Source organism: Lactobacillus hominis DSM 23910 = CRBIP 24.179, assembly GCF_000296835.1.
Classification (GTDB): domain Bacteria; phylum Bacillota; class Bacilli; order Lactobacillales; family Lactobacillaceae; genus Lactobacillus; species Lactobacillus hominis.
This window is the reverse complement of sequence record NZ_CAKE01000013.1, coordinates 1-26,049: the sequence shown is the minus strand read 5'-3', so window position 1 is coordinate 26,049 and position 26,049 is coordinate 1. Positions and strand designations below refer to the sequence as shown.

Sequence of the window (26,049 nt, the reverse complement as noted above, 5' to 3'; positions counted from 1 at the left end):
GATTATGATACCGGTAACATAGTTTTTAACATTGTTAAGCGGTTTCATGAACGAGATAATTAACTTGTAAATAAAAAAGACCTCACAAAGTGGTGGAGATAAAAATGAAAAGAATTTTTGAAGTTGATCCATGGAAGATCGTAACTCATCAATTTAATCCAGAAGACAAGAGATTGCAAGAAAGTATGACTGCAATCGGTAACGATTATATGGGAATGAGAGGGAACTTTGAAGAAGGTTACTCAGCAGATAGTTTGCAAGGTACATATCTTGCAGGTGTCTGGTTCCCAGATAAGACGCGTGTCGGTTGGTGGAAAAACGGCTATCCTGAATATTTCGGCAAAACTCCTAATGCTCCAAGCTTCATTGGTTTAGGCATTACGGTAAATGGTGAGAAGATTGATCTAGCAAAAGTTAAATTTAGTGATTTTTATTTATCACTAGATATGCATCAAGGCCTTCTGACTAGAAGCTTTGTTTACGAAGGAAAAGATACTAAAGTTAAATTTGAATTTAGACGTTTTCTTCATATTGTTCAAAAAGAAGCTGCCTTAATTGAAGTCAAAGCGACTGTTTTATCCGGCAGAGCTAAAATTGATTTTGATTCAACTTTAGATGGAACAGTTGTTAATGAGGATAGTAACTATAACGAACATTTCTGGCTTTCACTTGGTGAAAACGAAGATGATAGAACTATCCAAGTTAAGACTAAAGAAAATCCATATGAAGTTCCGCAATTTACAGTTTTGCTCAAAGAAAGCTTACGTCATGACGGCAAAATCGTGACTGGCGATGTAACTAGCAGCGAGGCAAAATTAAGCGAAAAGCTTTCAGTTGAATTAGATGAAGGTCAAAGCTACGAACTTGAAAAAGACGTAATCGTAGTCACTAGCCGTGATGTTGATGATAAAGACCAATTAGCAGTAGCTAATGAATTAATGACCAAGCTGCAAAATAAGAGTTTTGAAGAAAACTTAGTTGATCACGAAGCGACTTGGAATAAGCGCTGGCAAACAAGCGATGTTCAAATCGATGGTGATCCTGCTGCTCAACAAGGAATTCGCTTCAACATCTTACAGCTATTTATGACATATTACGGCGAAGATGCTCGTTTGAACGTTGGACCAAAAGGCTTTACTGGTGAAAAATACGGTGGAGCTACTTACTGGGATACAGAAGCTTACATCGTGCCAATGTATTTGGCAGTAACTAAGCCGTCTGTAACGAGAGCATTACTCCAATATCGTCACGATCAATTGCCAGGCGCCTACCATAACGCAAAACAGCAAGGTCTGCCAGGAGCATTGTTCCCAATGGTAACTTTCAACGGAATCGAATGTCACAACGAATGGGAAATTACCTTCGAAGAAATTCACAGAAATGCGGATATCCCTCATGCCATTGCTATGTACACTGAATACACTGGCGATGATAGCTATGTTAAAAACGAAGGTATGGACGTCTTAGTTGGAACTGCTAGATTCTGGGCAGCTAGAGTTCACTGGTCTAAGTGGCGTAATAAATACGTAATGCATGGCGTAACTGGACCAAACGAATACGAAAACAATGTTAACAATAACTGGTTCACTAATACCATGGCAAGATGGTTATTGCAATACACTTTAAAACGTTTGCCGCTAGCTACTGCCGAAGCTAAAGCTAGAGTCAAAGTAACTGATGAAGAAAAAGCAAAATGGCAAGACATCGTCGACAAGATGTACTTACCAGAAGATAAAGATCTTGGCATTTTCTTACAACAAGATGATTTTTTAGATAAAGATATTCGTCCTGTTAGCGAAATTGAAGATCAACGTCCAATTAACCAAAACTGGTCATGGGATAAGATCTTGAGATCGCCATTTATCAAGCAAGCTGATGTATTGCAAGGCATTTACTTCTTAAACGACCAATACACTAAAGAGCAAAAAGAAAAGAACTTTGATTTCTATGAACCGCTAACAGTTCATGAAAGTTCGCTTTCACCATGTATCCACTCAATCTTAGCTGCTGAACTTGGTAAGCAAGAAAAAGCAGTTGAGCTTTATGAAAGAACTGCTCGCCTTGACCTTGATAACTACAACAACGATACAGTTGATGGCTTGCACATCACTTCAATGAGCGGTTCATGGTTAGCCATTGTTCAAGGTTTTGCCGGGATGCGCTATAACGATGGAAAATTAAGCTTTAAACCATTCTTACCTAAGAAGTGGGACCGTTACAGCTTTAAGATTAACTATCGCGGACGCCTTCTTTCAATTGAAATGAGTGATCAAGCAAAAATCACCTTGATTAGCGGCGAGCCAATTGATGTAAAAGTTTATGACCAAGATGTTCATTTAAGAGAAGGTGAAAGTAAATGCTTAAAGGATTAATTTTTGATTTAGACGGCGTGTTAACTAATTCAGCTCGGTTTCACTTAGGAGCTTGGAATGATCTAGCTAAAGAATTGGGAATTAATTTAACACCTGATCAGCTTGATAGCTTACGGGGAATTTCAAGAATGGATTCACTTAACCTAATCTTGAAATATGGCAATCAAGAAGATAAGTATTCTGAAGAGCAAAAAGAAGAATTTGCGGCTAAGAAGAATGAGAAGTTCGTCGAGCAAGTTGGAAAGATGACGCCAGATGATATCTTGCCAGGCATTACGAAATTATTAGCTGATGCTAAAAGTCAAAACTTAAAAATGGCAATTGCTTCTGCTTCTAAAAATGCACCAAAGATTTTAACTAGATTAAATATTATGGATGAATTTGATGGGATAGTTGATCCAGCAACTCTTCATCGTGGTAAGCCTGATCCAGAAATTTATGAAAAAGCGCAGGAGCTTTTAGGCTTAGAAAGTAACGAGGTAATCAGCTTTGAAGATGCTCAAGCAGGTGTTGAAGCAATTAAAGCTGCTGGTCAATTTGCGGTAGGAATTGGTAGTAAGCAACTTTTAGCTCAAGCTGATTATATAGTTCCTGATACAAGCAAGCTTAATCTGAAAGAAATTGAAACAGCCTTCAATAAATATGAGGAAAGTAGGGAAAGTTAATGGTTGAAGTAGATTTAAATCACATTTATAAGAAATATCCAAACAATGATAAGTATTCAGTAAATGACTTTGATTTACACATTAAAGATAAGGAATTTATTGTTTTCGTTGGACCATCAGGTTGTGGTAAGTCAACTACCTTAAGAATGGTAGCGGGACTTGAAGACATCAGCGAAGGTACTTTAGAAATTGACCACAAGGTAATGAACGATACGGCTCCAAAAGACCGTAACATCGCCATGGTATTCCAGAACTATGCCTTATATCCACACATGTCAATCTACGATAACATGGCCTTTGGTTTAAAGCTTCGCCATTACAATAAAGAAGAAATCGATAAGCGTGTTAAACACGCTGCCAAGATTTTAGGCTTGGAAGATTATCTTGACAAAAAGCCAGGCGAATTATCTGGTGGTCAACGTCAGCGTGTTGCTTTAGGACGTGCGATTGTGCGTGATGCGCCAATCTTCTTGATGGACGAACCACTTTCAAACTTGGATGCAAAATTACGTGTGTCAATGCGTGCTGAAATTGCCAAACTTCACCAAGACTTAGGAACAACTACTATCTACGTAACTCACGACCAAACTGAAGCCATGACTTTAGCTGACAGAGTTGTAGTTATGTCTGTAGGTAAAGTTGAACAGATTGGAACTCCACTTGAAGTTTACAACAATCCTAAGAACATGTTTGTTGCTGGATTTATTGGTTCACCACAAATGAACTTCTTCAATGTCCACTATAAAGATAACCGCATTAGCGATGGTAAAGGCTTGGATATCGAAATTCCAGAAGGGAAGGCCAAGATGCTCGAAGAAAAAGGCTATAACGATAAAGATTTAGTCTTTGGTATTCGTCCAGAAGATATCCATGCCGAAGAAGCCTTTCTTGAAACTTGGCCTAACGCAGTTGTTAAATCTGAAGTTGTAGTTTCAGAACTTCTGGGAGCAACTATTCAACTTTACCAAAAAGTTGATGGTACTGAATTTGTCGCAATTGTTAACGCACGTGATTACCACACGCCTGGCGATCAAGTAGAAATGGGCTTTGATGTTAACAAGGCACACTTCTTTGACAAAGATACTACTGAGGCAATTGTAAATTAACGACCTTAGTAAAAATTAATTATTGTAAGCAATTCGCAGATTAAACTGCATTGTTTTTAAGGAAAGCTTGATATTTTTTAGGAGGAAATGTCATGAAAATTTGGAAGAAATTAGCTTTAGCCAGCACTGTAGTGCTAGTTGGTTTATCAGCTGCTGCATGTTCCAACAACAGCTCAAGCAATAATAGTAAGAGTAATAAATTAACTCTTTGGGTAGATACTGAGCAAGTCCCATATTACAAGAGCATTGCTAAGGACTTTACTAAGACCCATAAGAATATTTCAGTACGTGTTGTACAAAGTCCTAACGGTTCAGCCAACGCTAAGACTGACGTAGGTAAGGATCCTTCAAAAGCTGCTGATGTATTTGAAGTTCCTAACGACCAATTAGGTCAAATGGCTGAAGCTGGTTACATTAACCCACTTTCACCATCAGATACTAAGAAGATCAAGAGCGACTATATTGACGTAGCATCTAAAGGTGTTGAATGGAAGGGCAAGGTTTATGCTTACCCATACGCACAACAAGCTCAAACTCTTTACTACAACAAGTCTAAGTTAAGCGCAAACGATGTTAAAGACTGGACTACTTTAACTTCTAAAGGTGTTGTAGGTACTGACTTTACTAACGCATACGTAATGTGGCCAGTATTCTTCTCAGCAGGTACCCAATTATACGGTAAAAATGGTGAAAACCTTCATGGTTCAAACTTTGCATCAGAAAAAGGTGTCAACGCATTGAAGTGGTTTGCTGAACAAAAGCACAACAAAGGTGTAATGCAAACTTCCAACGCTTTGAACCAATTAAAGAAGGGTAACGCTACTGCTATCTTAGATGGTCCTTGGAATGCTGCTAACATTAAGAAGATCTTAGGCGATAACTTCGCTGTTGCTAAATACCCAACTATCAACGTTGGTGGTAAGAACGTTCAAATGGAAGCATTCTTAGGTATTGAAGGGTTTGCTGTAAACTCACATACTTCAAACGCTAAAGCTGCTTCTCAATTAGCTGCATACATTACTAACAAGAAGGCTCAATTAATTGCCCACAAAGAAGCTGGTCAAATTCCTGTATTAAAGAGTGCTGTAAACTCACAAGCTGTTAAGAGCGATCCAGTTGCTGAAGCTGTAATTGAAATGGCTAAGCCAGGTAACTCAGTATTACAACCAAAACTTCCACAAATGGCAGCCTTCTGGAACGGTGCTGCTCCATTAATCAGTGGTACTTACGATGGCAAGATCAAGCCAGCAGACTACATGTCTCAACTTCAAAAGTTTGAAAAGAAGATTGAAAAGAAATAGAAATTGAAAGATAAAGATTAGATTGGTTTAAGATCCAATCTTTTCTGTTAAGAAGGGGATAAGCTATGTTCAAAAAAAAGCATGTAGCGCCTAAAGCAACTTATCGCGAAACCTTCGCAAAAGGCGATGGTGCGACAAAATTATCATTCTTCTTAATGGGAAGCAATGCATTTGCTAACAAACAATGGGTTAAAGGTATTGTTTTCTTATTAAGTGAAATTGTATTCTTCGTTTGGTTCTTTATGAGCGGTATTCCAGCTTTGAAGCTGCTTTCAAATTTGGGACCCGATAAGACTAAACGAGTTGTCTATGACGCTTCACAGGGTGTTTATGTTACTAAACAGCCATCAAATTCAGTCTTAATTCTGTTATTCGGAATTTTGGCACTCTTTATGTGTATTGCCTTTGTCTGGATCTACTACCTAAATCTTAGATCCACTAGAAAGAACTACATTGCAAAACGTGATGGCGATCACATTGCAACTAACATGGAGGAATTAAAGAGCTTATTTGATAGTCGTTTGCATTCCACTTTAATGACTATTCCTTTATTGGGTATCTTATTCTTCACCGTCTTGCCAACGGTCTTCATGATTTCGATGGCCTTTACTAACTATGACAGGCAACACTCAATCGCATTTTCTTGGACTGGTTTTCAAGCATTTGGCAATGTGTTAAGCGGTGACTTAGCTGGTACTTTCTTCCCAGTATTAGGTTGGACCTTGATTTGGGCTGTTGCTGCTACTGCTACGACATTCTTCTTTGGCGTATTGCTCGCAATGCTGATTGAATCAAAAGGTATCAAGCATAAGGGCTTTTGGAGAACAATCTTTGTTGTTGTCTGGGCTGTGCCACAATTCGTTTCATTATTGATGATGGCACAATTCTTAGACTACCAAGGTGCTTTAAACAACATTTTGATGAATTTGCATTTGATTAGTTCACCAATCCACTTTATTGATAACCAAGCTTCTCCTTTAGTAGCTAGAATTACCGTTATTATTGTTAACATGTGGATCGGTATTCCAGTTTCAATGTTAGTTTCAACTGCGATCATCCAAAACTTGCCTCAAGATCAAATTGAAGCAGCTAGAATTGATGGCGCCAATGCTGCACAAATCTTTAGATCTATCACTTTCCCTCAAATCTTATTTGTTATGGCCCCATCTTTGATCCAACAATTCATTGGAAACATCAATAACTTCAATGTTATCTTCCTTTTGACCGGTGGTGCGCCGATGAACAGTAAGTATAACGGTGCTGGATCAACCGACTTGCTGGTAACTTGGTTATATAACTTAACATTCGGACAAGAACAACGTTACAACGCTTCTGCCGTATTAGGTATTTTGATCTTCGTGATCAGTGCGGTTGTATCCTTACTAGCTTACAGACGTACTAACGCATTTAAGGAGGGCTAAAAATGAAATCTTATAGTGCTCAAAGACGGCTCTCGTTAATTGGCCGTTACATTCTCTTAGCTTTACTTGCCATTTTATGGATCTTACCAATTGTTTGGATCATTTTAGCAAGTTTCTCGTATAACGATACAGGCTTTGTTTCAACTTTCTGGCCTGAAAAGTTTACTTTGCAAAACTACATCGGAATCTTTACAAACCCACAATATCCATTTGGTAACTGGATTATTAATACTTTAGTAATTTCATTGGCATCAATGGTAATTTCAACATTCTTAACTATTTCAGTTGCCTATGTATTATCAAGATTACGTTTTGCATTTAGAAAGCCATTCTTACAAATTGCCCTAGTTTTAGGGATGTTCCCCGGCTTTATGTCAATGATCGCTTTGTACTACATCTTAAAAGGACTTAACATGCTTAACCTCTTTGGTTTATTGCTTGTTTATGTCGGTGGTGCTGGCTTAGGATTTTATGTTGCTAAAGGATTCTTTGATACTATCCCACGAGCAATTGACGAAGCAGCTGAAATTGATGGTGCTACTAACTGGCAAGTCTTCTTGCATATCGGTTTGCCGTTATCTAAGCCGATGATCGTTTACACTGCTTTAACTGCATTTATTGCTCCATGGACAGACTTCATTTTCTCAGGTATTATTCTTTCTACTTCAGGAAATGCTAAAGATTATACCATTGCGTATGGGCTTTACAACATGGTGCACACAGCTAAAGGTAATGCCACAGCTTACTTTGCCCAATTTGTTGCTGGATGTGTAATCATTGCTATCCCTATTACAATCTTGTTTGTATTCATGCAAAAATTCTATGTTAACGGAATTACTGCTGGTGCAGATAAGGGTTAAAGCTCAACCTTCTTTAAAACGTCTTGTCTTTGGCAAGGCGTTTTTTATATGAAATATGTCGATATAAATATAATTAAAATAGAATTTGAGGAATAAAAAATGACTCCATGGTGGAAAAAAGCAGTAGTTTATCAAATTTATCCTAAATCATTCCAAGATAGTAATGGTGATGGAATTGGTGATTTGAAAGGAATTATCTCACGTTTAGATTATTTACAAAAATTAGGAATTGATGCAATATGGCTTTCGCCAGTTTATCAATCACCTGGCGTCGATAACGGCTACGATATCTCGGATTATGAAGCAATTGATCCGCAATACGGCACTATGCAAGATATGGATGATTTAATTAAAGAAGCTAAAAAGCGCAATATTAGAATTGTCATGGACTTGGTGGTAAACCATACTTCTGATCAAAATAAATGGTTTATTGAAGCTAAAAAGAGCAAGGATAATCCTTATCGTGATTTTTATGTTTGGCGCGATGGTGAAAAAGATAAAGTGCCAAATGGTATGAAGTCAGCTTTTTCAGGATCAGCATGGCAGTGGGATGAAAATACTAAGCAATATTATTTGCACTTATTTGCTAAGCAACAACCAGATCTGAATTGGAGCAATCCAAAGTTGCGTCAAAAAATCTACGACATGATGAATTTCTGGATTGACAAGGGAATTGGCGGCTTTAGAATGGACGTTATCGAGTTAATCGGTAAAGATCCTGATAAAGAAATTAGCGCTAATGGTCCCATGCTGCACCCATATTTGCAAGAAATGAATAAGAATACTTTTGGCGGACATGACATGATGACAGTTGGAGAAACTTGGAATTCAACTCCTAAGATTGCCGAAGAATATTCTGATCCAGATCGTCACGAATTATCGATGGTCTTTCAATTTGAAAATCAAGGTCTTGATCAGCAGCCAGGAAAAGAAAAGTGGGATTTACGTCCATTAGATTTAGGTGAATTAAAAAAGGTTTTAGTCAAATGGCAAACTGAAATTGATTTTGACCATGCTTGGAACAGCCTCTTTTGGGAAAATCATGATATTCCACGGGTAATTTCACGTTGGGGCAATGATAAGAAATACCGCGTACAATCAGCAAAGATGTTTGCGATTGTTTTGCACTTAATGCACGGCACGCCTTATATTTATAATGGCGAAGAAATTGGAATGACCAATTATCCGGTTGACGATATTTCGCAAGTAGAAGATATTGAAAGCATTAATATGTATAATGAACGCCTAGCTCAAGGCTATGCTAAGAAAGATATTTTGAAGTCAATTAATGCTAAAGGTCGCGATAATGCTCGTCGTCCAGTTCAATGGAATGATCAAGAAAATGCTGGATTTAGCAAAGGCACACCATGGCTTAAGGTAAATCCTAACTATAAAGAAATTAATGTTCAACAAGCATTAAAAGATCCAGATTCAGTATTTTACACTTATCAAAAATTGATCAAGTTACGTCATGAAAATCCAGTAGTTGTTGATGGCGATTTTAAGTTAGTAGAAAATACTGGCGACAGCGTTTTGGCTTACTGGCGGATTCTAGACGGGGAGAAATGGCTAGTTGTTGCCAACTTGTCTGGCGAAAAGCAAGAGTTTAATCAAAAAGTCGATATTAATAAATGGCTTATTGGTAACTATGCTCAAAGAGATAGTTTAGAAAATATTGAGCTTCAACCATATGAAGCATTTGCTGTAAAAGCTGAGTAGTTTAATAGCTGAAAGTATAGAAAAAGGACAAATATTCGTTAAATTTGAATATTTGTCCTTTTTTGTTTTGTTATTGACTAGATTTTCGACTTAGCAATTTAATTGGTAATTGAAAAGTATTTTCTTTTAATTCATTGTTCGGATGAGCAATTCGTTCTTGCAATAGCTTGACTAATAATTCACTAATTGCGGCAATGGGCTGCACAATAGTAGAAAGAAATGGGGCATAATTTTGAATATATCGACTACCATCAAAACCAATAATTTTTAAATCGTCTGGGATTGAAATATTTAACTGCTGAGCAACATTAATTACTGTCAAGGCTGTTAAGTCGTCAGTTGCTACAATGCCGTCAACTTGATGAAACTGCAGTAATTCTTTGATGGCCATTTCTTTTAACTCTAAGCTTTCGCCAAATTGAGCCGGATGAATGTGAGCTGTTAGTCCTAATTCTTGGATTTTTTGTCGATAGCCCTGCAATCTTTTTTGGGTGGGATGGCCGTCAAGTACTGGGTTTCCGATAAAGTAAATGTGTCGTGCACCATGATCGTAAAGAGTTTGCGTAGCCAGACTGCCACCAGCAAAATTATCAGAACTGACAATAGGAATATTGTCAGAAAGTTTACGGTCAAATGAAACAATTGGTAGACCAGTCTTTTTATATTCGTCAATTCCTAAGTTGTGAGCTCCTGCAATAATGCCATCGACTTGGTTCGCCATTAACATTTGTAAATAGGTGCGTTCTTTTTCTTTATCGCTAGCAGCGTTGCACAAGATAGTTTTATAGCCAGCTTTGAATAATTGGGCTTCGATATTTTCGACTAGTTCGCCAAAAAAAGGATTGGCAATGCTAGGAAAAATCACGCCGACAAGTTGGGTTTTCTTGCCTTGCAGAGAACGTGCAACTGAATTAGGCTGGTAGTTTAAGTCTGACATAGCCTTATGAACTTTTTGCCTAGTTTTTTCACTAATATATCCATAATTATTGATAACGCGAGAAACAGTTGTTACCGAGCAACCAGCTCTTTTTGCAACGTCAGTTAATTTAACCATTTTTTACCTACTTCATTACATTATTGGCATCATTTTCCAAAAGTCAGCATCATATTCAAGATCGTGATCAAAAGCGATTGTTTGATTTTCTGGATTAGCAAAAAATCGCAATGTAGCTACATTTTTACCATCATTAATAAAGATTTCGCATAATGATCCGTCGACAAAAATATCTAAGTTAAGTTCATGATGCAAATCAAGCAAGACTTCTCTTTGCTCGCCATATTCAGGATTTACCTTTGGCCCTACATTTGAACGGTCTATAATCAATCGACTGCTATCGCCGGTATTAAAGTCTAAAATTAAACCAGTCTTTAAGTCACTGTCTGCATTTAAGAATAATTTGCCGCTTTGATCAGGTTGAATAGTGAGTTTTAGTTCGTATTGATTGCTAGTATGATCTTTTAAGTGAGCCTGATTAGAAATTGCTTCATGATCCATACGTAAGGATTTGATTGAATCTAAAGGATGTTGGTAAAGTTCATTATCTTTAACTTCTAAACGTTTAACTTGGCTATAAGTGTTGGCCCAATTTTCGTCGTCAGTTGGATAAGTGCAATCAGGAAGACCTACCCAAGAGATGGCATAAGCATTACCGTCAGGTGCGTTAAAGGCTTGAGTTGCATATACGTCAAAGCCATCATCAAGATCCTTAGGAGCTTTTTGAGCAGGTGTGAATTTAGCTTGGCTTAAGTCGATGTTTTTGCCAACTAAGTACATATTTGGATAAATATTGTCATAAGAAGCAATAGACTTATCTAAGCCTTGCGGACAAAAGATTAGTACTGGTTGATCATTGACGAAGACCAAGTTAGGACATTCAATCATATAGCCCATTTTTTCTTTAGAAAAATCGAGATAGCCGACTTCATGCCAGGTCTTGAGATCGTCTGATTCATAAACGTCGATTTCGCCAGTCTTAGTATCTTTATCTTGGGCGCCTAAGATAATGTAGTATTTGCTGTTATGTTCAAATAATTGAGGATCGCGGAAGTGCTCAGTTACATGTTCTGGTGGTAAAATAATTGGATTTGTGTCTTTAACGATCTTATTATTTTTATCCATTTTCGCGATAACTTGATATGGAGTTCTAATCCAGTTTTTATCGCGGTGGTTGCCAGTATAAGCTAATAATAATTCACCATTGTGAACCAAGCCTGAACCTGAATAAGCGCCAGCATTATCAAGCTCGCTATCTGGATTGATAGCTTGGCCTAAATAGTGCCAATGTACCATGTCAGACGAAGCAAAATGAATCCAGGACTTTATGCCGTGGACTGGCCCAAAAGGATATGATTGGCAAAATAAATGATATTCGCCATTATAATAAGAAAAGCCATTTGGATCATTGATTAAACCAGACAAAGGATGTACATGGTAGTGCATTTGGTAAGGCGAGGTTGCAGCTTGAGTCTGCAAGTTAAGTAAAGTCTGCGCATCCCAATCTTTATACTTTAGATATCTTTTTTCTCTAGTCCATTCCATAATATAAATCACCCTTTTATTTATAATGTAAACGCATTCTTGATAAGTAAATATTAAGTGAAAAGTCAAAATATGTCAAACGAATAACATATTTTAACAATCAAATATGCATATATGCCTTGCTTATTCTATTTGAGTACAGCCGCAAAGATATAGAATTGATAAAGTACATTTATAAAATTTTGTGATAAGCGCTTGACATAAATTTAGAATACGCTATCATATAACATGTAATCAAAAGAAAAACGCTTACATAAGTAAGGAGGACGAAGTATGGACCACAAAAAAGTGGCGCAGGTCGTTATTGAGGCTGTCGGCCGTGATAATTTAATTGCCGCAGCTCACTGTGCAACCCGTTTACGACTTGTTTTAAAAGACGACGATAAAGTTAACATTAAGATGTTGGACGATGATCCTGACATTAAAGGTCACTTTAAGACCAATGGTCAATTCCAAATTATTATTGGACCAGGTGATGTTAATAATGTTTACGATGAATTAATTAAAATCACTGGATTACATGAAGTTTCTACTGAAGATTTAAAGAAAGTTTCTCAACAAAATGATGATCGCAATCCTGTTGTAAAAGTGATCATGGGCTTTATTAAGCTTCTTTCAGATATCTTCGTACCAATCATTCCAGCCTTAGTTGCTGGTGGTTTGTTAATGGCTTTGAACAACTTCTTAACTTCTCCAGGATTGTTTGGTAAACAATCAGTTGTTCAAATGGTTCCAAGTATTGCTGGACTTTCTAGCATGATTCAAATCATGTCGGCTGCACCATTTATCTTCATGCCAATTTTAGTTGGTATGTCAGCGGCTAAACGATTCGGAGCTAACCAATTCTTAGGTGCCACTATCGGTATGATAATGACTACACCAGCTTTAGGTGCTACTAGTCATTACTGGAATATTTTCGGACTTCATGTTTCTCAAACTAACTACCAATACCAAGTTATTCCAGTTTTAGTTGCTGTTTGGGTATTGTCAATTTTAGAAAAGAGATTCCATAAATGGCTTCCATCTGCGGTTGACTTCACCTTTACGCCACTTCTTTCAATTATGATTACTGGTTTTCTAACTTTCGTAATCATCGGACCAGTCTTCAAGGGCGTATCAGATGCTATTACTAACGCTATTGTTTGGCTTTACAACACTACTGGTGCGTTTGGTATGGGTATCTTTGGTTTATCATATTCAGCAATTGTTACCACCGGACTTCACCAAAGCTTCCCAGCCGTTGAAACTCAATTATTAGCTCAATTTGCACAAGGTCATGGTTCTGGTGACTTTATCTTTGTTACTGCATGTATGGCTAACGTAGCCCAAGGTGCTGCTACATTTGCTGTTTACTTCTTGACTAAGAATGAAAAAGTTAAGGGCTTAGCAAGTTCATCTGGTGTTTCAGCACTTTTAGGTATTACTGAACCAGCATTGTTCGGTGTTAACTTAAAATACAAGTTCCCATTCTTCTGTGCTTTAATTGGTGCTGGCTTTGGTGCTGCTTTTGCTGGACTTATGCACGTAACTTCTGCAGCTCTTGGTTCAGCAGGACTACTTGGATTCTTATCAATGGTTCCAAGTTCAATTCCTATGTGGATTGTCTCAATTGCAATTAGTTTTGTAATTGCCTTTGCTTTAACATTTGTTTATGGTAAGAAGCACTTAAAAGAAGATGTTCAAACTGCTTCAGCTACTGTTGAATCAGCTGGCGATGCAGTTGCTCAGCAACAAGAAGCTGAAAAGATTATCAAAGAAAACAACGAATTACACGATGAAGTTATTGCTTCTCCAGTTTCTGGTAAAGCAGAAAGCTTAACTGATGTTAAGGATCCTGTCTTTTCAACTGAAGCTATGGGTAAAGGTGCAGCTGTAATTCCTAGCGAAGGCGAAATTTATGCCCCAGTTTCAGGTGAAATTACTGTTGCTTATGAAACTAAGCACGCATATGGTTTGAAGTCTGACAAGGGTGCCGAAGTTTTAATTCACATCGGTATTGATACAGTTAACATGAAAGGCGACGGCTTTACTAGTGTTGTAAAGCAGGGCCAACATGTTGAAAAAGGAGATAAGTTAGGAACTGTTGATTTACAAAAGGTAAAAGACGCAGGATATGATTCAACTGTAATGGTTGTTGTAACTAACACTCCAAGCTATGCCAACGTTCAAAAGATCGACGGCATAGAAAAGAAACACGGCGACGATTTGATTGCTGTAACTAAGCGTTAATTTAATAACAATTTTTAAAGGACTCTCATTATGAGAGTCCTTTTTGTTAGCAATAACTATATGAAAAAGTTTATGATATATAGGAAAGACATCAAAGTTGGATATAGATATGCGATAATGATGCTAAGATAATAAGTATAAGGAAAGTCTTTTTGATTTGTATAGAGAAGGAAGACGTAATATGGATACAAAAATTTGGTACCAAGCAAAGCCAACTGATTTTAAAAAAGCAGAGCGATTATCTGAAATCAAAGATCTTGGCATTGAAGGCTTGTATATCGATTGGAATGTTAGCCCACATGAGCAAGACATTGCTAAAAAGATAGGGTTTGAGCTTGTTTACAGTGATCCAGCATTGAATTGTGATATTACTAAAGTGATCAAAAAGCATATTATTGATCATGAAATTTCAGCTCAAGAATTAGTGAATACGCTAAATCAGAAAAAAGACGAATTAAAAGAAAATTTAACTTCTGTAAAAGGGCAAGATCTTCAAGCAGTTTATCAAGAACTAGCATTAATTGTCTTGATTGCCAGCAATCCTGTCATCCCAAACAGTATTTTAGCTGATGATCATAGCCAAGATTGGGATAAAGTAGCATCTTTATTGGAGTTAAAGTTAAAAAATAAAGGTTTATTTGCCAACCACAATCTTAAAATTACTGTTACTGAAAGTGGCTTAATCGAGGTCATTTTGTCGGCTAATAAGACAATCACTGGCTATTTCAATACTTCATTAGATGCTTTAGGATTTAATTCGCCAGCTGATGTAATTCAAAATTATTTAGTTGGTCAATTATTGCCAAAAGGCGTAGTTATTAAAGTGGAATAAAATGTTAAAAGTTGTTTGTGAAGATATCACTAAATTAAAAGTTGATGCAATTGTTAATGCGGCTAATAAGAGTTTGCTTGGCGGCGGAGGAGTCGATGGAGCAATTCATAAAGCAGCCGGGGCACTCCTTTTGCAAGCATGTAAGCAATTAAATGGCTGTCAAACAGGTCAAGCTAAAATTACGCATGGCTATAATTTACCTGCCAAGTATATTATTCATACTGTAGGTCCAATTTATCGCTTCCATGACCAAGCAGAAGATGAACAGCTGCTTAGGTATTGTTATCGCAATAGTCTAGATTTAGCTAAAAAATATAATTTAAAGACGATTGCTTTTTCAAGTATTTCAACAGGCGTCTATGGCTATCCTAAAAAAGAAGCTGCTCAAATTGCAGTAAGTACTTGCAAGAAATGGCTGGCAGATAATGGTAATTTGTTAGAAATTACTTTTTGCGTATTTGATAAAGAAAATCTAAATATTTATCGACAATTGCTAGAAAAATAAAACCAATAAATACTTATAAAGAACAAGTGCTATAATAGCTTAATCAAACAATGTGCATTTAAATAATTGAGGAAGCTATGAATTCAACGTTATTATTTGTTTACTTATTTTTTGGTGGAATTTTAGGCGGTTTACTATCAACAGTAGCCAGTATGGCGTCTTTAGCAACTTATCCGGTTTTATTATCAATTGGAATTGCCCCCGTATACGCCAATACCACCAATGATGCAGCCTTGATTTGGTCAGGAGTAGGATCAACAGCTGCTTCATTAAGAGAATTAAAAGGTCACTGGAAAAAAGTTGGTTTTTATGCGATTTTTACAGTTATCGGCTCGGCAATTGGCTGTATGCTCTTAATTAATTTTCCTGGCAAAATTTTTGAAAAGATTGTGCCATTTTGTATTGCCTTTTCAGGCTTGATGATTTTGTTCAGTGGCAATAGTCAATTAGATGCCGAAAAAGAAAATGCTTCTAAGACTGTTAAATTTTTGTCATTACTTAGCTTATTAGTAGCTGGAGCATATGCCGGATATTTTGGGGCTGCGAGTGGCGTTTTAATGTTGGTAATTTTGAATATCATTACTAATGACGATTTTTTGACCGTAAATGCAATGAAGAATATTATCGGCTCTTTATCTAATTTAGTAGCGCTGATTATTTATATGTTTACTGAAAAAATTTACTGGCTGCAGGCCATTCCTTTGGCAATTGGCGTTTTAGTGGGTAGTTTTTTTGGACCGAAAATTATGCGTCATATTCCAGTAAAAATTATTCGGATGCTCATTGCGATATTAGCTTTAATTCAAGCAGCATACTTTGCATATACAGCTTATTTTTAAATAAAGCATAAAAGACGAAATCTTATTATGGATTTCGTCTTTTTGATATTTATTGAATTGAATTAAAGAATTGCTCAAAGATTTTATCTTGATTATTATCGTTTAATTTATCGACGCGCCATTGAATACCACGCATTGATTGATCGCTTGATTCAATAGCTTCAATAATTCCATCTGGAGCGGTTGCTACGATATTGAAATTGTCAGCTACTTTTTTGATTGCTTGGTGGTGGCTGCTGTTGACGTAAGGATGAGCGCCAGTAGCTTTATTAAGTATGCTTTCTGCCGTTACATTAACGTGGTGGCTAGCTTGACTAAGTGGCGTTTTTTGGACGTGCTGGATGCCAGCTCCAGAATTTTGACCATAAATATCTTGAAATAAACTGCCGCCAAAAGCAACATTAAGCATCTGCATCCCGCGTCCAATACCTAAAATCGGTACATTTGCTTCATGACTAGCTTTAATTAAGTTTAACTCGTATTGGTCGCGATGAGGATCGGTGACGCCAAGTTCTGGAAGTGGTTCTTCATTGTAAAAAATCGGTGTAATGTCATCGCCATCAGTTAAAATTAAGGCATCAAAGTCTGCTTTAGGTTCAGGCATTGCCTTTAAACTTACGGGAGCTAAAACTAGTGGTAAATAGCCATTTTTAGCTACAATATCGATAATATTGCGATCGACTTGTAAGGTGTTATTAGAAATGCCTGCTGTAATCGCTATTTTTTTCATAACTCAGCCTTCTTTTCTTTTGTAGTATTGATACATAACTTAACTATATGAGTTCAGTATCTTATTTTAGCACAGGAAAATAATGCTTTTTAACGAAAAACAAATCTTAAAAAATAGTCTAAAGGTAGCTTTTTACTAGATACAAATGCTTGATAATATGCTAGCATGATAAGGAAAAATTTAGATGTGGTGAAGTAAAGTTATGAATAAGAACTCTGATAAGCAAGAAAAACTGACGCGTGAGCAATATCGCCAAAAAGTTGCGCGCAATAGTAAATTAAATGTCTGGGATTTAGCTTTAGACCGACCCTATGTTTCAGTAGCGGTTATTGTTTTAGCGCTCCTTTTTATCATGACTGGCTGGTGGATTGGCTTAATTATCTTAGTAATTGCCAGTGCAATTGGGATCTTTTTTATTGCTCGCAGCAAAAATCCTATCCAGACTTTAAGTATCGAATTTAAAGTTGGTGGGTCGCGCAAGTTGAATATGCTCAAAGCCGTTCAGCTAGGAAGCGCGATGGTCATGTTTTTATCAACTTATATGCGACAGGTGGTTACGATTAACTTTCAAGGTGCAGGATCGGCTGATAGTTTAAAAATAATTCAAGGTGCAGCGGCCCAGACGAATAATGCCTATGCTTCTCAAGGAGCTAGCTTGTTAAATATTTTAGATAATTTGATGGGGGGCTCTTTATGGGGTACGTATCGTTATGCGACCAATAGTGCGCAATTTATGAATGATTCCTCAGGGCGCTGGATCATGATTTGGACTTTTTTACTAATGGTTGCGCCAGCTATTTGCGTATTGGCACAATTTTTTAGAGAACCATATTCTAGAAGGGCAATGCTTGTTGGATCAGGAGTTTCAGTATTTTTATTTGCGCTAACGCCAATCGTAATTAAAAACTGGGCAAATCAATATGCGCTATCCCACCAGATTAATCAAGCCGTAATTGGGCAAGTCTTTAATATCGGTTACATGGCTTATCCAGCGATTTTGTGCAGTATTGTAGTTTTTGTGATTTCGATTTATCGAACAGTAAAAAATGATAAATTTTAAAAAAGTAATTGACAAAAAGTAAGTTGTATTGATATTATACTTGTGAAAAGTAAGAAAGGAGAAATTAAAATGTTTGTACGTCAAAACACATTCTGTTGCTGTAATTGTCAAATTTTCGAATATGACAATTATTTTGACGTACAGTCATTAATTAGCTCCAGGAATTTGTGTTAATTCTAAAAGTCTACTTTTCAGGATTTAACATTGTATATTTTTTGCGAGAGTTATTGACCGTTAGGTCAATAACTCTTTTTTGTTTTGGAAGGAGAGTTTGGATGCAAACTTTTTTAGTAGTTTTAATTAGCGCTGCAATTTTAGGCGCGATGGCATTTTTGCATCAAAAAAAGTGGGGCTTTAATAAGCTCGTATTTTTAGCATTGGTTGCCGGAATCGTATTTGGGGTAGTATTGCAATTAATGTTTGGTGCAAAAAGCAAGATTATCGTTGATAGTATGCAGTGGCTAGGTATTGTGGGTGATGGTTATATTTCATTACTTCAAATGCTGGTTATTCCATTGATCTTTGTGTCGCTAGTTGGCGCATTTACCCAGCTCAAGATGGGGACTAAGATTCGTAAGATTGCGATAAATGTTTTAGCAATTTTACTTGGAACAACAGCAGTTGCATCATTAGTTGGTTTTTCTAGCGTAGCATTGTTTGGCCTGCAAGGAGCTAATTTTGCTAAAGGGATGAGTGCTACTTCAACAGCGCTAACTTCAATTAAGGATCACCAAAACCAGCTGCAAGGTTTATCATTGTCTGCACAAATTACCTCATTTTTCCCACAGAATATTTTTGCCGACTTTGCGGGAATGCGTGCAACTAGCACCATTGCCGTGGTTATTTTTTCATTATTTGTCGGCGTTGCCTTTTTGAAAATTAAGAAAAGCCAGCCTAAGCTTGCGGAAACCTTTGCTCGCGGTATCGAAGCTTTAAGAGCGATTGTAATGCAGATTGTAAAAATCATTTTGCAATTAACTCCTTACGGAATTTTTGCTTTAATTACCCGTACCGCTGCTACTAATAGCTTTGCCAGCATGGCAAAATTATTAACCTTCATTGTGGCAGCTTACTTAGCAGTTGCAGTTATGTTTATTGTTCATGCAATTTTGTTAATGGTAAATGGTATCAACCCAATTATTTACTTTAAAAAGGCTTGGCCTGTATTAGTTTTTGCCTTTACTTCAAGAACTAGTGGCGGAAGTTTGCCGCTTAATGTCCGTACGCAAAAAGAATCCATGGGCGTAAGCGACACTATTGCTGACTTTTCAGCCAGCTTTGGTTTAACCATTGGACAAAATGGATGTGCTGGTATTTATCCATCAATGGTTGCTGCAATTACAGCGCCACTTGTCGGAATTAATATCTTTTCATGGCAATTTGTTTTAACTTTAATTGCAATTGATGTGATTTCAAGCTTTGGCGTTGCCGGAGTTGGTGGTGGAGCTACCTTTACTACTTTAATGGTGTTAGGTGCTTTAAACTTGCCAGTTACTGTTTTAGGAATTTTGATTGCCATCGATCCAGTTGTAGATATGGCGCGCACCGCATTGAACGTTAATGATTCAATGGTTGCCGGAGTTATAACTGCTAAAAACTTGGATGAACTTGATTGGGATAATTTCCAAGATAAAGAAAAAGTTGTCAGTTCCGAACTCTAAAAAATATGTATAATAAAAGCTGTTTAAAGCAGCTTTTATTTTTTTAGGGGTAAAAAATGAATTGTGAAGTTAGAAAAATTACATTTGATGATGGGCAAGTTAGGGATGCCTTTGTAAATAAGCAAAAAAGTGCAGCAGAAATCTTAGATTACACTGCCAAATTAGCAAACTCTAAGCACATGATGGAATGGCGTTTAGATTGTTTTGAAAATGCAACGCAGATGAATCATGTTATTGAGCTAGCTAATGAAATAAACGAAAATTTTCCAGATTTATATTTGATGATTACATTTCGTAGTCAAAAAAATGGCGGTCATACTGAATTAGACAGTGAAGACGCCTATCTAAATTTAGTAAAGATATTAATTGAGTTTCAATTAAGCGATGCCGTTGATATTGAGTTGAACCATACTAGCGATCGCGTAGAAGATCTAATTGCTTGTGCGCATCGGCAAAACATGCATGTGAGTCAATCTGAATTTTGAGGGCACAAAAAAACCCTTCCGGAACGGCCGAAAGGGTAAAGTTAAGGAAAGCTACAAAATGTTATTTTTGTGAAAGCGCTTATATCGCCTTCATTTATTATTGTACTCGTATATCTTTAATAGTCAATCTTTTTGTGTATTCTTTTTTAGATAAGGGGTATTTAAGTGAATAATGATCCGTTAATTTTTGATTTTGCAATGGCACAAGATAAGCCATCCAGCTTTAGAAAAGATAAGAGTAATGTCTGTCCTTTCTGCGATACAGGGAACTTAACAGATATTTATGAAAAATCCGGTCCGATGATTTGGCTGCATAATAAATTTCCAACTTTGAGAGATACTTTGCAGACGGTTTTAATTGAATCAGACGATCATCATGGAGATATTGCTTCATATAGTAAAGATTACAATCGAAAATTAATGAGATTCAGTATGCATTGTTTTGAAAAAATGGCGCAGGATTCTCGTTTTAAGTCGACTCTTTGGTACAAAAATTATGGTCCCTTATCTAATGGTTCTTTGGTCCATCCTCATATGCAAATTGTGGGTCTTGAAAAAGAAGACGGCTATAAGTATATCTATCCTAATAATTTTGAAGGAATCACCGTTTTTGAAAATGAAGGAGTAAATGTTAATTTTGCGACGCATCCCGTGCAAGGATTTCAAGAAATTAACATTAATTTGAAAAATAAAAAAAATTCCAGTATCGATTTATGGGCAGACTGGATTCAAGTGGCAATAAATTACACCTTAAATATTATGTATAATGGCCGTTGCAATTCATATAATTTGTTTTTCTATCCAAGGCAAAATGGTTATTGTGCAAAAGTAGTGCCGCGCTTTAATGCTTCGCCTTACTTTGTCGGTTATAAGTTATCGCAATGCAATGATGAAAAAACATTAACGCATGAGGCAAGTCAGCTTTTAAACTACTGGAAAAATAATTAAAAAAACACCCGTACCTGGTATAATAATTGTATAGTCAAAATACTAGAGGTGTGTGACGTGATAAAGGATGAATTAGATTCATTAATTGAAAAGAGCAATATTGATGCTGGAGTTTTGATTACTTACGGAGATAAGGAACTGTATGCTAGTCAAGCCGATAAGGTCTTTCCAGCTGCAGGATTAATTTCATTAGGCATTCTTGCCTATATCGAAAAAATGTGGCAGCAAGACCATAGTTTGCTTGATGAAAAATTAGAAGTTACAGATTTATCTCGCGTGCGAGGCTCTGGCGTAATTAGCCGGATGCAGCAAGCAAGCTGGCCATTGCGCGATTTGGTATTTCTAGTAGCAGCAATGTCAGATAATGCGGCAACTAACTTATTGATTGAACGTTTTGATATTTATGATATTGATGACTGGCTAAGAGACAATTATCCTGGCATGCGTTTAGGACGCGAATTAATGCGGTATTCATCAACTGGTCAAGATAATGAAGTTACTGCAAATAGCATTAATCAAGTGTTGAAGTATTTCTTAAATACGAATAATGAATTTTGTGATATTGTTCGTAATGGTCTGTCTAATCAAATTGCACATTATAGTATCTCTACTTATGATAATAACGATTTTCCAACTTATACTCGGATGAGTGCAGTTGATAATTATCATCATGAAGTATGTTCATTTCAAACGCAAAATGGGCCTTTAACCATCGTTGCTTTAACGCAATACCAGGATAAAAAGAGTGAGGATTTACTGTTTTTGGAGCAAGTAGGAAAAGTTATTTTTTCTAAGATTTCAGTTCCAGAAAAAAAGAAGGAAAAAGACCCTAAAATCAAAAGATATGAAAGATAAAAACGCACTTAGCGTGTAATGTTAAGCTGAAACATTGGTTTCGGCTTATTTTATTGCAATAGTTTATAATGAGATTAACTTATTAGATCACACTCATTGGGAAAGATTACAAAATGAAAAATATTTACACTGAGATAAAAAATGATAGTGCAATTTTTAAAAAGTACTGGCTTCGCTTTTTGCTTTTGTTTGTTAGCTTAGATTTATTTAACCAAATAATCGTGATTCCGCTTTTTCGCTGGGCAGCAACCTATATCTTGCAAGCTGGCGCAATTCCATTTATTTCATATCAAAATATCATGACTATTTTGACGACGCATACTTTAGTGGTAATTGCTCTTCTTTTGGAATTAGTGTTATTAATTTTAGTCATTTATTTGCAGTTTGCCTTTATGCTAGTGGCTGTCAGATATATTAATTGTTCTCTGAAGCTAATTTTAAAAAGGACTTGGCAAGCAATGAAACACCTTCGCTTTGGGTCGCTCTTGGTGCTTTTAGCTTATTTTTTGCTCGTTGTGCCTTTTGTTGATCTTGTTTTTCGCACGCCGCTACTTGCTAAAATTCAGATTCCAGAATTTATTTTGGATTATATGACGCGCAATCTTTGGTTGAGTTTAGCTCTAATTGCATTTTATTTAATAACTTTTATATTAGGAATTCGCTGGATTTATACTTTACCTTTGATGGTTTTCAATAAAATGAAAACGCGCCAGGCGATAAGACAAAGCTGGCAAAAAACTAAAAACCTTAATTGGTGGAAAATTTTAAGTATTTTATTAGTTATTGGGATAATTTCGGTAATTGTTTTAGTAATTTGTTTTGGACTTATTTATGGATTGCAGGTGTTATGTGACTTTTTGCCTAAGACAGTTAGCTTGATTTTGGCTAATTTCAATTTACTTTTAGTGCAGCTTGTTTCTTTACTAGTATCAGTTTGGTCAAGTGTTCTTGCCTTTTTGTTTATTTTAAAAAATCTAAAAATAGAAATTTTAACTAAAACAAATCATAAAAATAAGGGCGTTATTGCAATCTCAAGCGTGATTTTCGTGATCTTTGCAGCTATGAGCATCATTAACAATCAGTTTTATTTAAATGGTCAAACGTTAAGACGTCCTGTGACAATTTCGCACCGCGGAGTAAATAATAAAAATGGCGTACAAAATACGATCCCTGCTTTAAAAAAGACTGCTAAATTGCATCCCGACTTTGTCGAAATTGATGTTCACGAAACAAAAGATAATCAGTTTGTCGTCATGCATGATGAAAACTTATTAAAATTAGCCGGAATTAACAAAATGCCAAAGGATTTAACCTTAAAGCAGCTTACCCAAATTACGCTTCATGAAGATAACCATCGTGCTAAAATTGCTAGTTTTGACCAATATTTAGCTGCAGCCAAAAAATTAAAGCAAAGATTGCTAATCGAGATCAAGACTACTCCGCGTGATTCTAAGAAGATAATTAATCGCTTTAATAAAAAATATGGCTCTCTAATTTTAAAGCGTAAGTACCAAGTGCAGTCGTTAGATTATAGCGTGATTGAGCGTCTTCATAAAATTAATCCACGCATTTTTACACTTTATATTCAGCCTTATAATTTCACTTATCCGCAAAGCGTGGCTGATGGCTATTCAATGGAATATTCAACTTTAAATAATGATTTCATCTGGCAGGCTCATTTAAAGCATGATCTAGTTTATGCTTGGACAGTTAATGATGATAAAATTATGCGTAAGATGATGTTTGAAGGCGTCGATGGAATTATTACTGATAATTTAGCCGGCTTGAAAGAAACGATTCATGATTTTGAAGATGATCATAGTTATTCTAGCCGTTTGTTAAATTATATTTTGGTATTGCCGCAAATGAATACAACTATGTAAAAACAAAAACGCCGCAAGTGCGGCGTTTGTTTTTATAATGAAAAGTATTAATTAAAACTTAGTTGGTCCCATATCATCTTCTGGACGATGTGCTTGCAAGCGTAAACCATAGATGGTGAATTTTTCATCTTCGTCATCGCGCTTAAGATTAATCGTCACTTTGTCATCTTTTTGGCTAAAATCCAAATCTTTGCGAGTATCAATCCACATTGCTTTTTCAATATGAGGTAAATTAGTTAACTCGATTTTTTCAGGCAGTGGTTGATGGATGAAAACGTAAATTTGATATTCAGCAAGCTCATTTTTAAAGACGTGGGCGTTGGCATCAGTCTTAATTGTTTTGTCAGGACGCATTTCATAATAAGCATGGCCAAAGCGATCAACCCACTTACGCAATAATTCTAAATCTTCAAGTTGACTATCTTTAATAGTGCCATCTTGAGTGAGGTCGATTTCAAAATAAATGTTTTGCTTGTCTAGACGTGCCGCAATTAACTTAGCCAAGATATCTGGTCCGCCTAAAACAATTGCGGGACGTTTTTGACAAAACTTAATGCTATATTTTTGACAAGCATCCTCAACCATTTTTTCTTGCTCTTTGTCAGCTACTGAAACACTTACACCGCGAAATCCACAATCGCGTGCCTGACGTACAAGTTTATCGGCATCAATTGATCCTTTAATATTAAAGTTAGTATCAATGCGGTATTGTAAGACAATACCAATGTTTAAATCTTCAGTCATGATAATTAGCCACTTTCTATAGGTTATTAACTAAATTATATAATTATTTGAGTAATTAAGATAAAAAATAGGTGATTAAAATGAAATTTATTATTGCTCCCGCTAAGAAAATGAAAGTTGATCAAGATAGTTTCTTGGTGAAAAGCCAGCCAATCTTTTTGGATAAGGCGCAAATTTTGTGGGACTTTTTAAAAAAGCAAAATTTTGAACAATTGCAGAAAATTTGGAATGCCAATGATAAAATAGTCCGTCAAAATCAAAAAAGGCTGCAAACTCCATTGAATCGCAATCTTATGCCGGCTGTGGTGGCTTTTGATGGTATTCAGTATCAGTATTTAGGAGCAGATGTATTAGAGCAAGGCGCACTTGATTACTTGCAAGAAAACTTAAGAATTGAATCGGCACTTTATGGTTTGTTGCGACCTTTTGATGGAGTAGTGCCATATCGTTTAGAGATGCAGGCAGGAATGGTTGGCTTTAAAGATTACAGTCTTTATCATTTTTGGGGCAGTGACTTATACCAAGAGCTGTATCAAGATGATGATTGCGTAATTAATTTAGCCTCTAAAGAATACTCAAAGGCAATTGCGCCTTATGTAAATGATAAGCAGCAGTTTATTAGTGTTTTCTTTTTAGAAAAAAGAAAAGATAAGTGGCGTCAAATTGCGACGCATTCTAAGATGGCGCGCGGAGCAATGATGCGTTTTGCGGCGCAAAATCAAATTGAAGACGTAACGCAATTAACTGAATTTAATGATTTTGGCTTTAAGTTTAGTCAAGCAGATAGTAACAAGACAATTCTGACATTTAAGAAAGAATAAGGTATAATAAGTTGAATTAGTTAATGAAAGGGATAATTTTATGTCACGTTCAAATTTAAAGACTATGGCTATGCTATGGCGCCCTATATCACTAAGGACTTAGCTGATGCTGGTCAAGAAATTACGGCTACGCAAGCAATTAGCGAAAGTCGCAAGGTGATGGACGGTCATAAAGGCGAATTATTTGTCTTAGATTTAAGCTTTATCGGCTGGTGGCTTTTGTCTATCTTAACTTTAGGAATTGGCTTTTTATGGTTGATTCCATATGTTCGCGTGACGCATGCTAACTTTTACCGTCAATTAGTTGGCGATACTTATAAAAAAGCTGGTCAAAATTAATTTGTTAAGTTCATAGAAAAAAGGATTATCCATTGTGTTTTTTTGATATGAACCCCAAATTTGGGACATATTATTAATTAGCTCTGTTTAAAACCATATTTCGATATTCTATCGGAGTATGGTTTTTTAGTACTG

At 36.3% G+C, this 26,049-nt stretch carries 22 protein-coding genes and 1 pseudogene; 19 read left to right on the top strand and 4 right to left on the bottom strand.

From position 1 onward, the window contains the following. Nucleotides 1–104 precede the first annotated feature (104 nt). The 7 genes from BN55_RS05840 to BN55_RS05810 all read left to right on the top strand — a co-directional run bounded on the left by BN55_RS05840 (nucleotide 105) and on the right by BN55_RS05810 (nucleotide 9,444). Nucleotides 105–2,372 (top strand): glycoside hydrolase family 65 protein, encoded by a 2,268-nt coding sequence (locus tag BN55_RS05840; protein ID WP_008471026.1) that lies wholly within the window; start codon nucleotides 105–107, stop codon nucleotides 2,370–2,372. After that, the gene (pgmB, locus tag BN55_RS05835) at nucleotides 2,357–3,037 is read left to right on the top strand and encodes a beta-phosphoglucomutase (RefSeq protein WP_008471025.1); all 681 of its coding nucleotides are present in this window, start codon (nucleotides 2,357–2,359) and stop codon (nucleotides 3,035–3,037) included. The genes BN55_RS05840 and pgmB overlap by 16 nt, the downstream gene beginning before the upstream one ends. Next, on the top strand, nucleotides 3,037–4,143 hold the full coding sequence (locus tag BN55_RS05830; protein ID WP_008471024.1) for an ABC transporter ATP-binding protein: 1,107 nt from the start codon (nucleotides 3,037–3,039) through the stop codon (nucleotides 4,141–4,143). Before pgmB ends, BN55_RS05830 begins: the two co-directional genes overlap by 1 nt. Nucleotides 4,144–4,235: 92 nt before the next feature. Then, complete coding sequence (locus tag BN55_RS05825; RefSeq protein WP_008471022.1) at nucleotides 4,236–5,444, top strand: extracellular solute-binding protein; 1,209 nt, start codon at nucleotides 4,236–4,238, stop codon at nucleotides 5,442–5,444. Between the two features lie 65 nt (nucleotides 5,445–5,509). Then, entirely contained in the window at nucleotides 5,510–6,865 is a 1,356-nt protein-coding gene (locus BN55_RS05820; protein WP_008471021.1) for a carbohydrate ABC transporter permease, read from the top strand. 2 nt (nucleotides 6,866–6,867) lie between these two features. After that, nucleotides 6,868–7,725, top strand: coding sequence for a sugar ABC transporter permease (locus BN55_RS05815; protein ID WP_008471020.1), 858 nt, complete (start codon nucleotides 6,868–6,870; stop codon nucleotides 7,723–7,725). A gap of 99 nt (nucleotides 7,726–7,824) precedes the next feature. Further along, nucleotides 7,825–9,444 (top strand): glycoside hydrolase family 13 protein, encoded by a 1,620-nt coding sequence (locus tag BN55_RS05810; RefSeq protein ID WP_008471019.1) that lies wholly within the window; start codon nucleotides 7,825–7,827, stop codon nucleotides 9,442–9,444. A 70-nt stretch (nucleotides 9,445–9,514) separates the two neighbouring features. On the opposite strand, the gene BN55_RS05805 is transcribed toward BN55_RS05810, so the two are convergent. Then, nucleotides 9,515–10,498, bottom strand: coding sequence for a LacI family DNA-binding transcriptional regulator (locus tag BN55_RS05805; protein ID WP_008471018.1), 984 nt, complete (start codon nucleotides 10,496–10,498; stop codon nucleotides 9,515–9,517). A gap of 15 nt (nucleotides 10,499–10,513) precedes the next feature. Beyond that, the gene (locus tag BN55_RS05800; protein WP_008471017.1) at nucleotides 10,514–11,983 is read right to left on the bottom strand and encodes a sucrose-6-phosphate hydrolase; all 1,470 of its coding nucleotides are present in this window, start codon (nucleotides 11,981–11,983) and stop codon (nucleotides 10,514–10,516) included. Nucleotides 11,984–12,256: 273 nt separating this feature from the next. Here BN55_RS05800 and BN55_RS05795 point away from each other — a divergent pair, with 273 nt between their 5' ends. From BN55_RS05795 to BN55_RS05780, 4 genes are all read left to right on the top strand, one after another. After that, the gene (locus tag BN55_RS05795; RefSeq protein WP_008471015.1) at nucleotides 12,257–14,212 is read left to right on the top strand and encodes a sucrose-specific PTS transporter subunit IIBC; all 1,956 of its coding nucleotides are present in this window, start codon (nucleotides 12,257–12,259) and stop codon (nucleotides 14,210–14,212) included. Nucleotides 14,213–14,393: 181 nt separating this feature from the next. After that, nucleotides 14,394–15,044: a hypothetical protein gene (locus BN55_RS05790; RefSeq protein ID WP_008471013.1), complete on the top strand. Its 651-nt coding sequence runs from the start codon at nucleotides 14,394–14,396 to the stop codon at nucleotides 15,042–15,044. Between the two features lies 1 nt (nucleotide 15,045). Then, nucleotides 15,046–15,549, top strand: a complete 504-nt coding sequence (locus tag BN55_RS05785; RefSeq protein WP_008471012.1) for an O-acetyl-ADP-ribose deacetylase — start codon at nucleotides 15,046–15,048, stop codon at nucleotides 15,547–15,549. Between the two features lie 77 nt (nucleotides 15,550–15,626). Further along, a complete protein-coding gene (locus tag BN55_RS05780; RefSeq protein ID WP_008471011.1) occupies nucleotides 15,627–16,388 on the top strand; it encodes a sulfite exporter TauE/SafE family protein in 762 nt (253 codons plus the stop codon). A 49-nt stretch (nucleotides 16,389–16,437) separates the two neighbouring features. Here the strand turns inward: BN55_RS05780 and BN55_RS05775 are convergent, their stop codons facing one another. Continuing rightward, complete coding sequence (locus tag BN55_RS05775) at nucleotides 16,438–17,118, bottom strand: gamma-glutamyl-gamma-aminobutyrate hydrolase family protein (protein WP_008471010.1); 681 nt, start codon at nucleotides 17,116–17,118, stop codon at nucleotides 16,438–16,440. Nucleotides 17,119–17,320: 202 nt separating this feature from the next. Here BN55_RS05775 and BN55_RS05770 point away from each other — a divergent pair, with 202 nt between their 5' ends. The 6 genes from BN55_RS05770 to BN55_RS05745 all read left to right on the top strand — a co-directional run bounded on the left by BN55_RS05770 (nucleotide 17,321) and on the right by BN55_RS05745 (nucleotide 24,010). Beyond that, on the top strand, nucleotides 17,321–18,178 hold the full coding sequence (locus BN55_RS05770; RefSeq protein WP_008471009.1) for a hypothetical protein: 858 nt from the start codon (nucleotides 17,321–17,323) through the stop codon (nucleotides 18,176–18,178). A gap of 275 nt (nucleotides 18,179–18,453) precedes the next feature. After that, the gene (locus BN55_RS05765; protein WP_008471008.1) at nucleotides 18,454–19,839 is read left to right on the top strand and encodes an L-cystine transporter; all 1,386 of its coding nucleotides are present in this window, start codon (nucleotides 18,454–18,456) and stop codon (nucleotides 19,837–19,839) included. Nucleotides 19,840–19,895: 56 nt separating this feature from the next. Next, the gene (locus BN55_RS05760) at nucleotides 19,896–20,324 is read left to right on the top strand and encodes a type I 3-dehydroquinate dehydratase (protein WP_008471007.1); all 429 of its coding nucleotides are present in this window, start codon (nucleotides 19,896–19,898) and stop codon (nucleotides 20,322–20,324) included. A 165-nt stretch (nucleotides 20,325–20,489) separates the two neighbouring features. Next, nucleotides 20,490–21,272 carry a DUF4931 domain-containing protein gene (locus BN55_RS05755; protein ID WP_008471006.1) on the top strand — a complete coding sequence of 261 codons (783 nt, stop codon included), beginning with the start codon at nucleotides 20,490–20,492 and terminating at the stop codon, nucleotides 21,270–21,272. A gap of 57 nt (nucleotides 21,273–21,329) precedes the next feature. After that, complete coding sequence (locus BN55_RS05750) at nucleotides 21,330–22,127, top strand: serine hydrolase (protein WP_008471004.1); 798 nt, start codon at nucleotides 21,330–21,332, stop codon at nucleotides 22,125–22,127. A gap of 113 nt (nucleotides 22,128–22,240) precedes the next feature. Then, the gene (locus tag BN55_RS05745) at nucleotides 22,241–24,010 is read left to right on the top strand and encodes a glycerophosphoryl diester phosphodiesterase membrane domain-containing protein (RefSeq protein ID WP_008471002.1); all 1,770 of its coding nucleotides are present in this window, start codon (nucleotides 22,241–22,243) and stop codon (nucleotides 24,008–24,010) included. A 51-nt stretch (nucleotides 24,011–24,061) separates the two neighbouring features. Here the strand turns inward: BN55_RS05745 and BN55_RS05740 are convergent, their stop codons facing one another. Continuing rightward, nucleotides 24,062–24,754, bottom strand: a complete 693-nt coding sequence (locus BN55_RS05740; RefSeq protein ID WP_008471001.1) for a hypothetical protein — start codon at nucleotides 24,752–24,754, stop codon at nucleotides 24,062–24,064. Between the two features lie 80 nt (nucleotides 24,755–24,834). Here BN55_RS05740 and yaaA point away from each other — a divergent pair, with 80 nt between their 5' ends. Then, on the top strand, nucleotides 24,835–25,575 hold the full coding sequence (gene yaaA / locus BN55_RS05735) for a peroxide stress protein YaaA (protein WP_008471000.1): 741 nt from the start codon (nucleotides 24,835–24,837) through the stop codon (nucleotides 25,573–25,575). Between the two features lie 57 nt (nucleotides 25,576–25,632). Then, nucleotides 25,633–25,914 (top strand): annotated as a pseudogene (locus BN55_RS05730) (DUF975 family protein); the annotation flags it as partial. Between the last annotated feature and the right edge of the window lie 135 nt (nucleotides 25,915–26,049).

Excerpts from the sequence above, each read along its gene's own strand:
- BN55_RS05805 (WP_008471018.1), bottom strand. The coding sequence starts at position 10,498 with ATGGTTAAATTAACTGACGTTGCAAAAAGAGCTGGTTGCTCGGTAACA.
- BN55_RS05765 (WP_008471008.1), top strand. The coding sequence starts at position 18,454 with ATGCAAACTTTTTTAGTAGTTTTAATTAGCGCTGCAATTTTAGGCGCG.
- BN55_RS05740 (WP_008471001.1), bottom strand. The coding sequence starts at position 24,754 with ATGACTGAAGATTTAAACATTGGTATTGTCTTACAATACCGCATTGAT.
- BN55_RS05785 (WP_008471012.1), top strand. The coding sequence starts at position 15,046 with ATGTTAAAAGTTGTTTGTGAAGATATCACTAAATTAAAAGTTGATGCA.
- BN55_RS05825 (WP_008471022.1), top strand. The coding sequence starts at position 4,236 with ATGAAAATTTGGAAGAAATTAGCTTTAGCCAGCACTGTAGTGCTAGTT.
- BN55_RS05790 (WP_008471013.1), top strand. The coding sequence starts at position 14,394 with ATGGATACAAAAATTTGGTACCAAGCAAAGCCAACTGATTTTAAAAAA.
- BN55_RS05775 (WP_008471010.1), bottom strand. The coding sequence starts at position 17,118 with ATGAAAAAAATAGCGATTACAGCAGGCATTTCTAATAACACCTTACAA.
- BN55_RS05800 (WP_008471017.1), bottom strand. The coding sequence starts at position 11,983 with ATGGAATGGACTAGAGAAAAAAGATATCTAAAGTATAAAGATTGGGAT.
- BN55_RS05820 (WP_008471021.1), top strand. The coding sequence starts at position 5,510 with ATGTTCAAAAAAAAGCATGTAGCGCCTAAAGCAACTTATCGCGAAACC.
- BN55_RS05815 (WP_008471020.1), top strand. The coding sequence starts at position 6,868 with ATGAAATCTTATAGTGCTCAAAGACGGCTCTCGTTAATTGGCCGTTAC.
- BN55_RS05745 (WP_008471002.1), top strand. The coding sequence starts at position 22,241 with ATGAAAAATATTTACACTGAGATAAAAAATGATAGTGCAATTTTTAAA.
- BN55_RS05795 (WP_008471015.1), top strand. The coding sequence starts at position 12,257 with ATGGACCACAAAAAAGTGGCGCAGGTCGTTATTGAGGCTGTCGGCCGT.
- yaaA (WP_008471000.1), top strand. The coding sequence starts at position 24,835 with ATGAAATTTATTATTGCTCCCGCTAAGAAAATGAAAGTTGATCAAGAT.
- BN55_RS05810 (WP_008471019.1), top strand. The coding sequence starts at position 7,825 with ATGACTCCATGGTGGAAAAAAGCAGTAGTTTATCAAATTTATCCTAAA.
- BN55_RS05770 (WP_008471009.1), top strand. The coding sequence starts at position 17,321 with ATGAATAAGAACTCTGATAAGCAAGAAAAACTGACGCGTGAGCAATAT.
- BN55_RS05760 (WP_008471007.1), top strand. The coding sequence starts at position 19,896 with ATGAATTGTGAAGTTAGAAAAATTACATTTGATGATGGGCAAGTTAGG.
- BN55_RS05780 (WP_008471011.1), top strand. The coding sequence starts at position 15,627 with ATGAATTCAACGTTATTATTTGTTTACTTATTTTTTGGTGGAATTTTA.
- pgmB (WP_008471025.1), top strand. The coding sequence starts at position 2,357 with ATGCTTAAAGGATTAATTTTTGATTTAGACGGCGTGTTAACTAATTCA.
- BN55_RS05840 (WP_008471026.1), top strand. The coding sequence starts at position 105 with ATGAAAAGAATTTTTGAAGTTGATCCATGGAAGATCGTAACTCATCAA.
- BN55_RS05830 (WP_008471024.1), top strand. The coding sequence starts at position 3,037 with ATGGTTGAAGTAGATTTAAATCACATTTATAAGAAATATCCAAACAAT.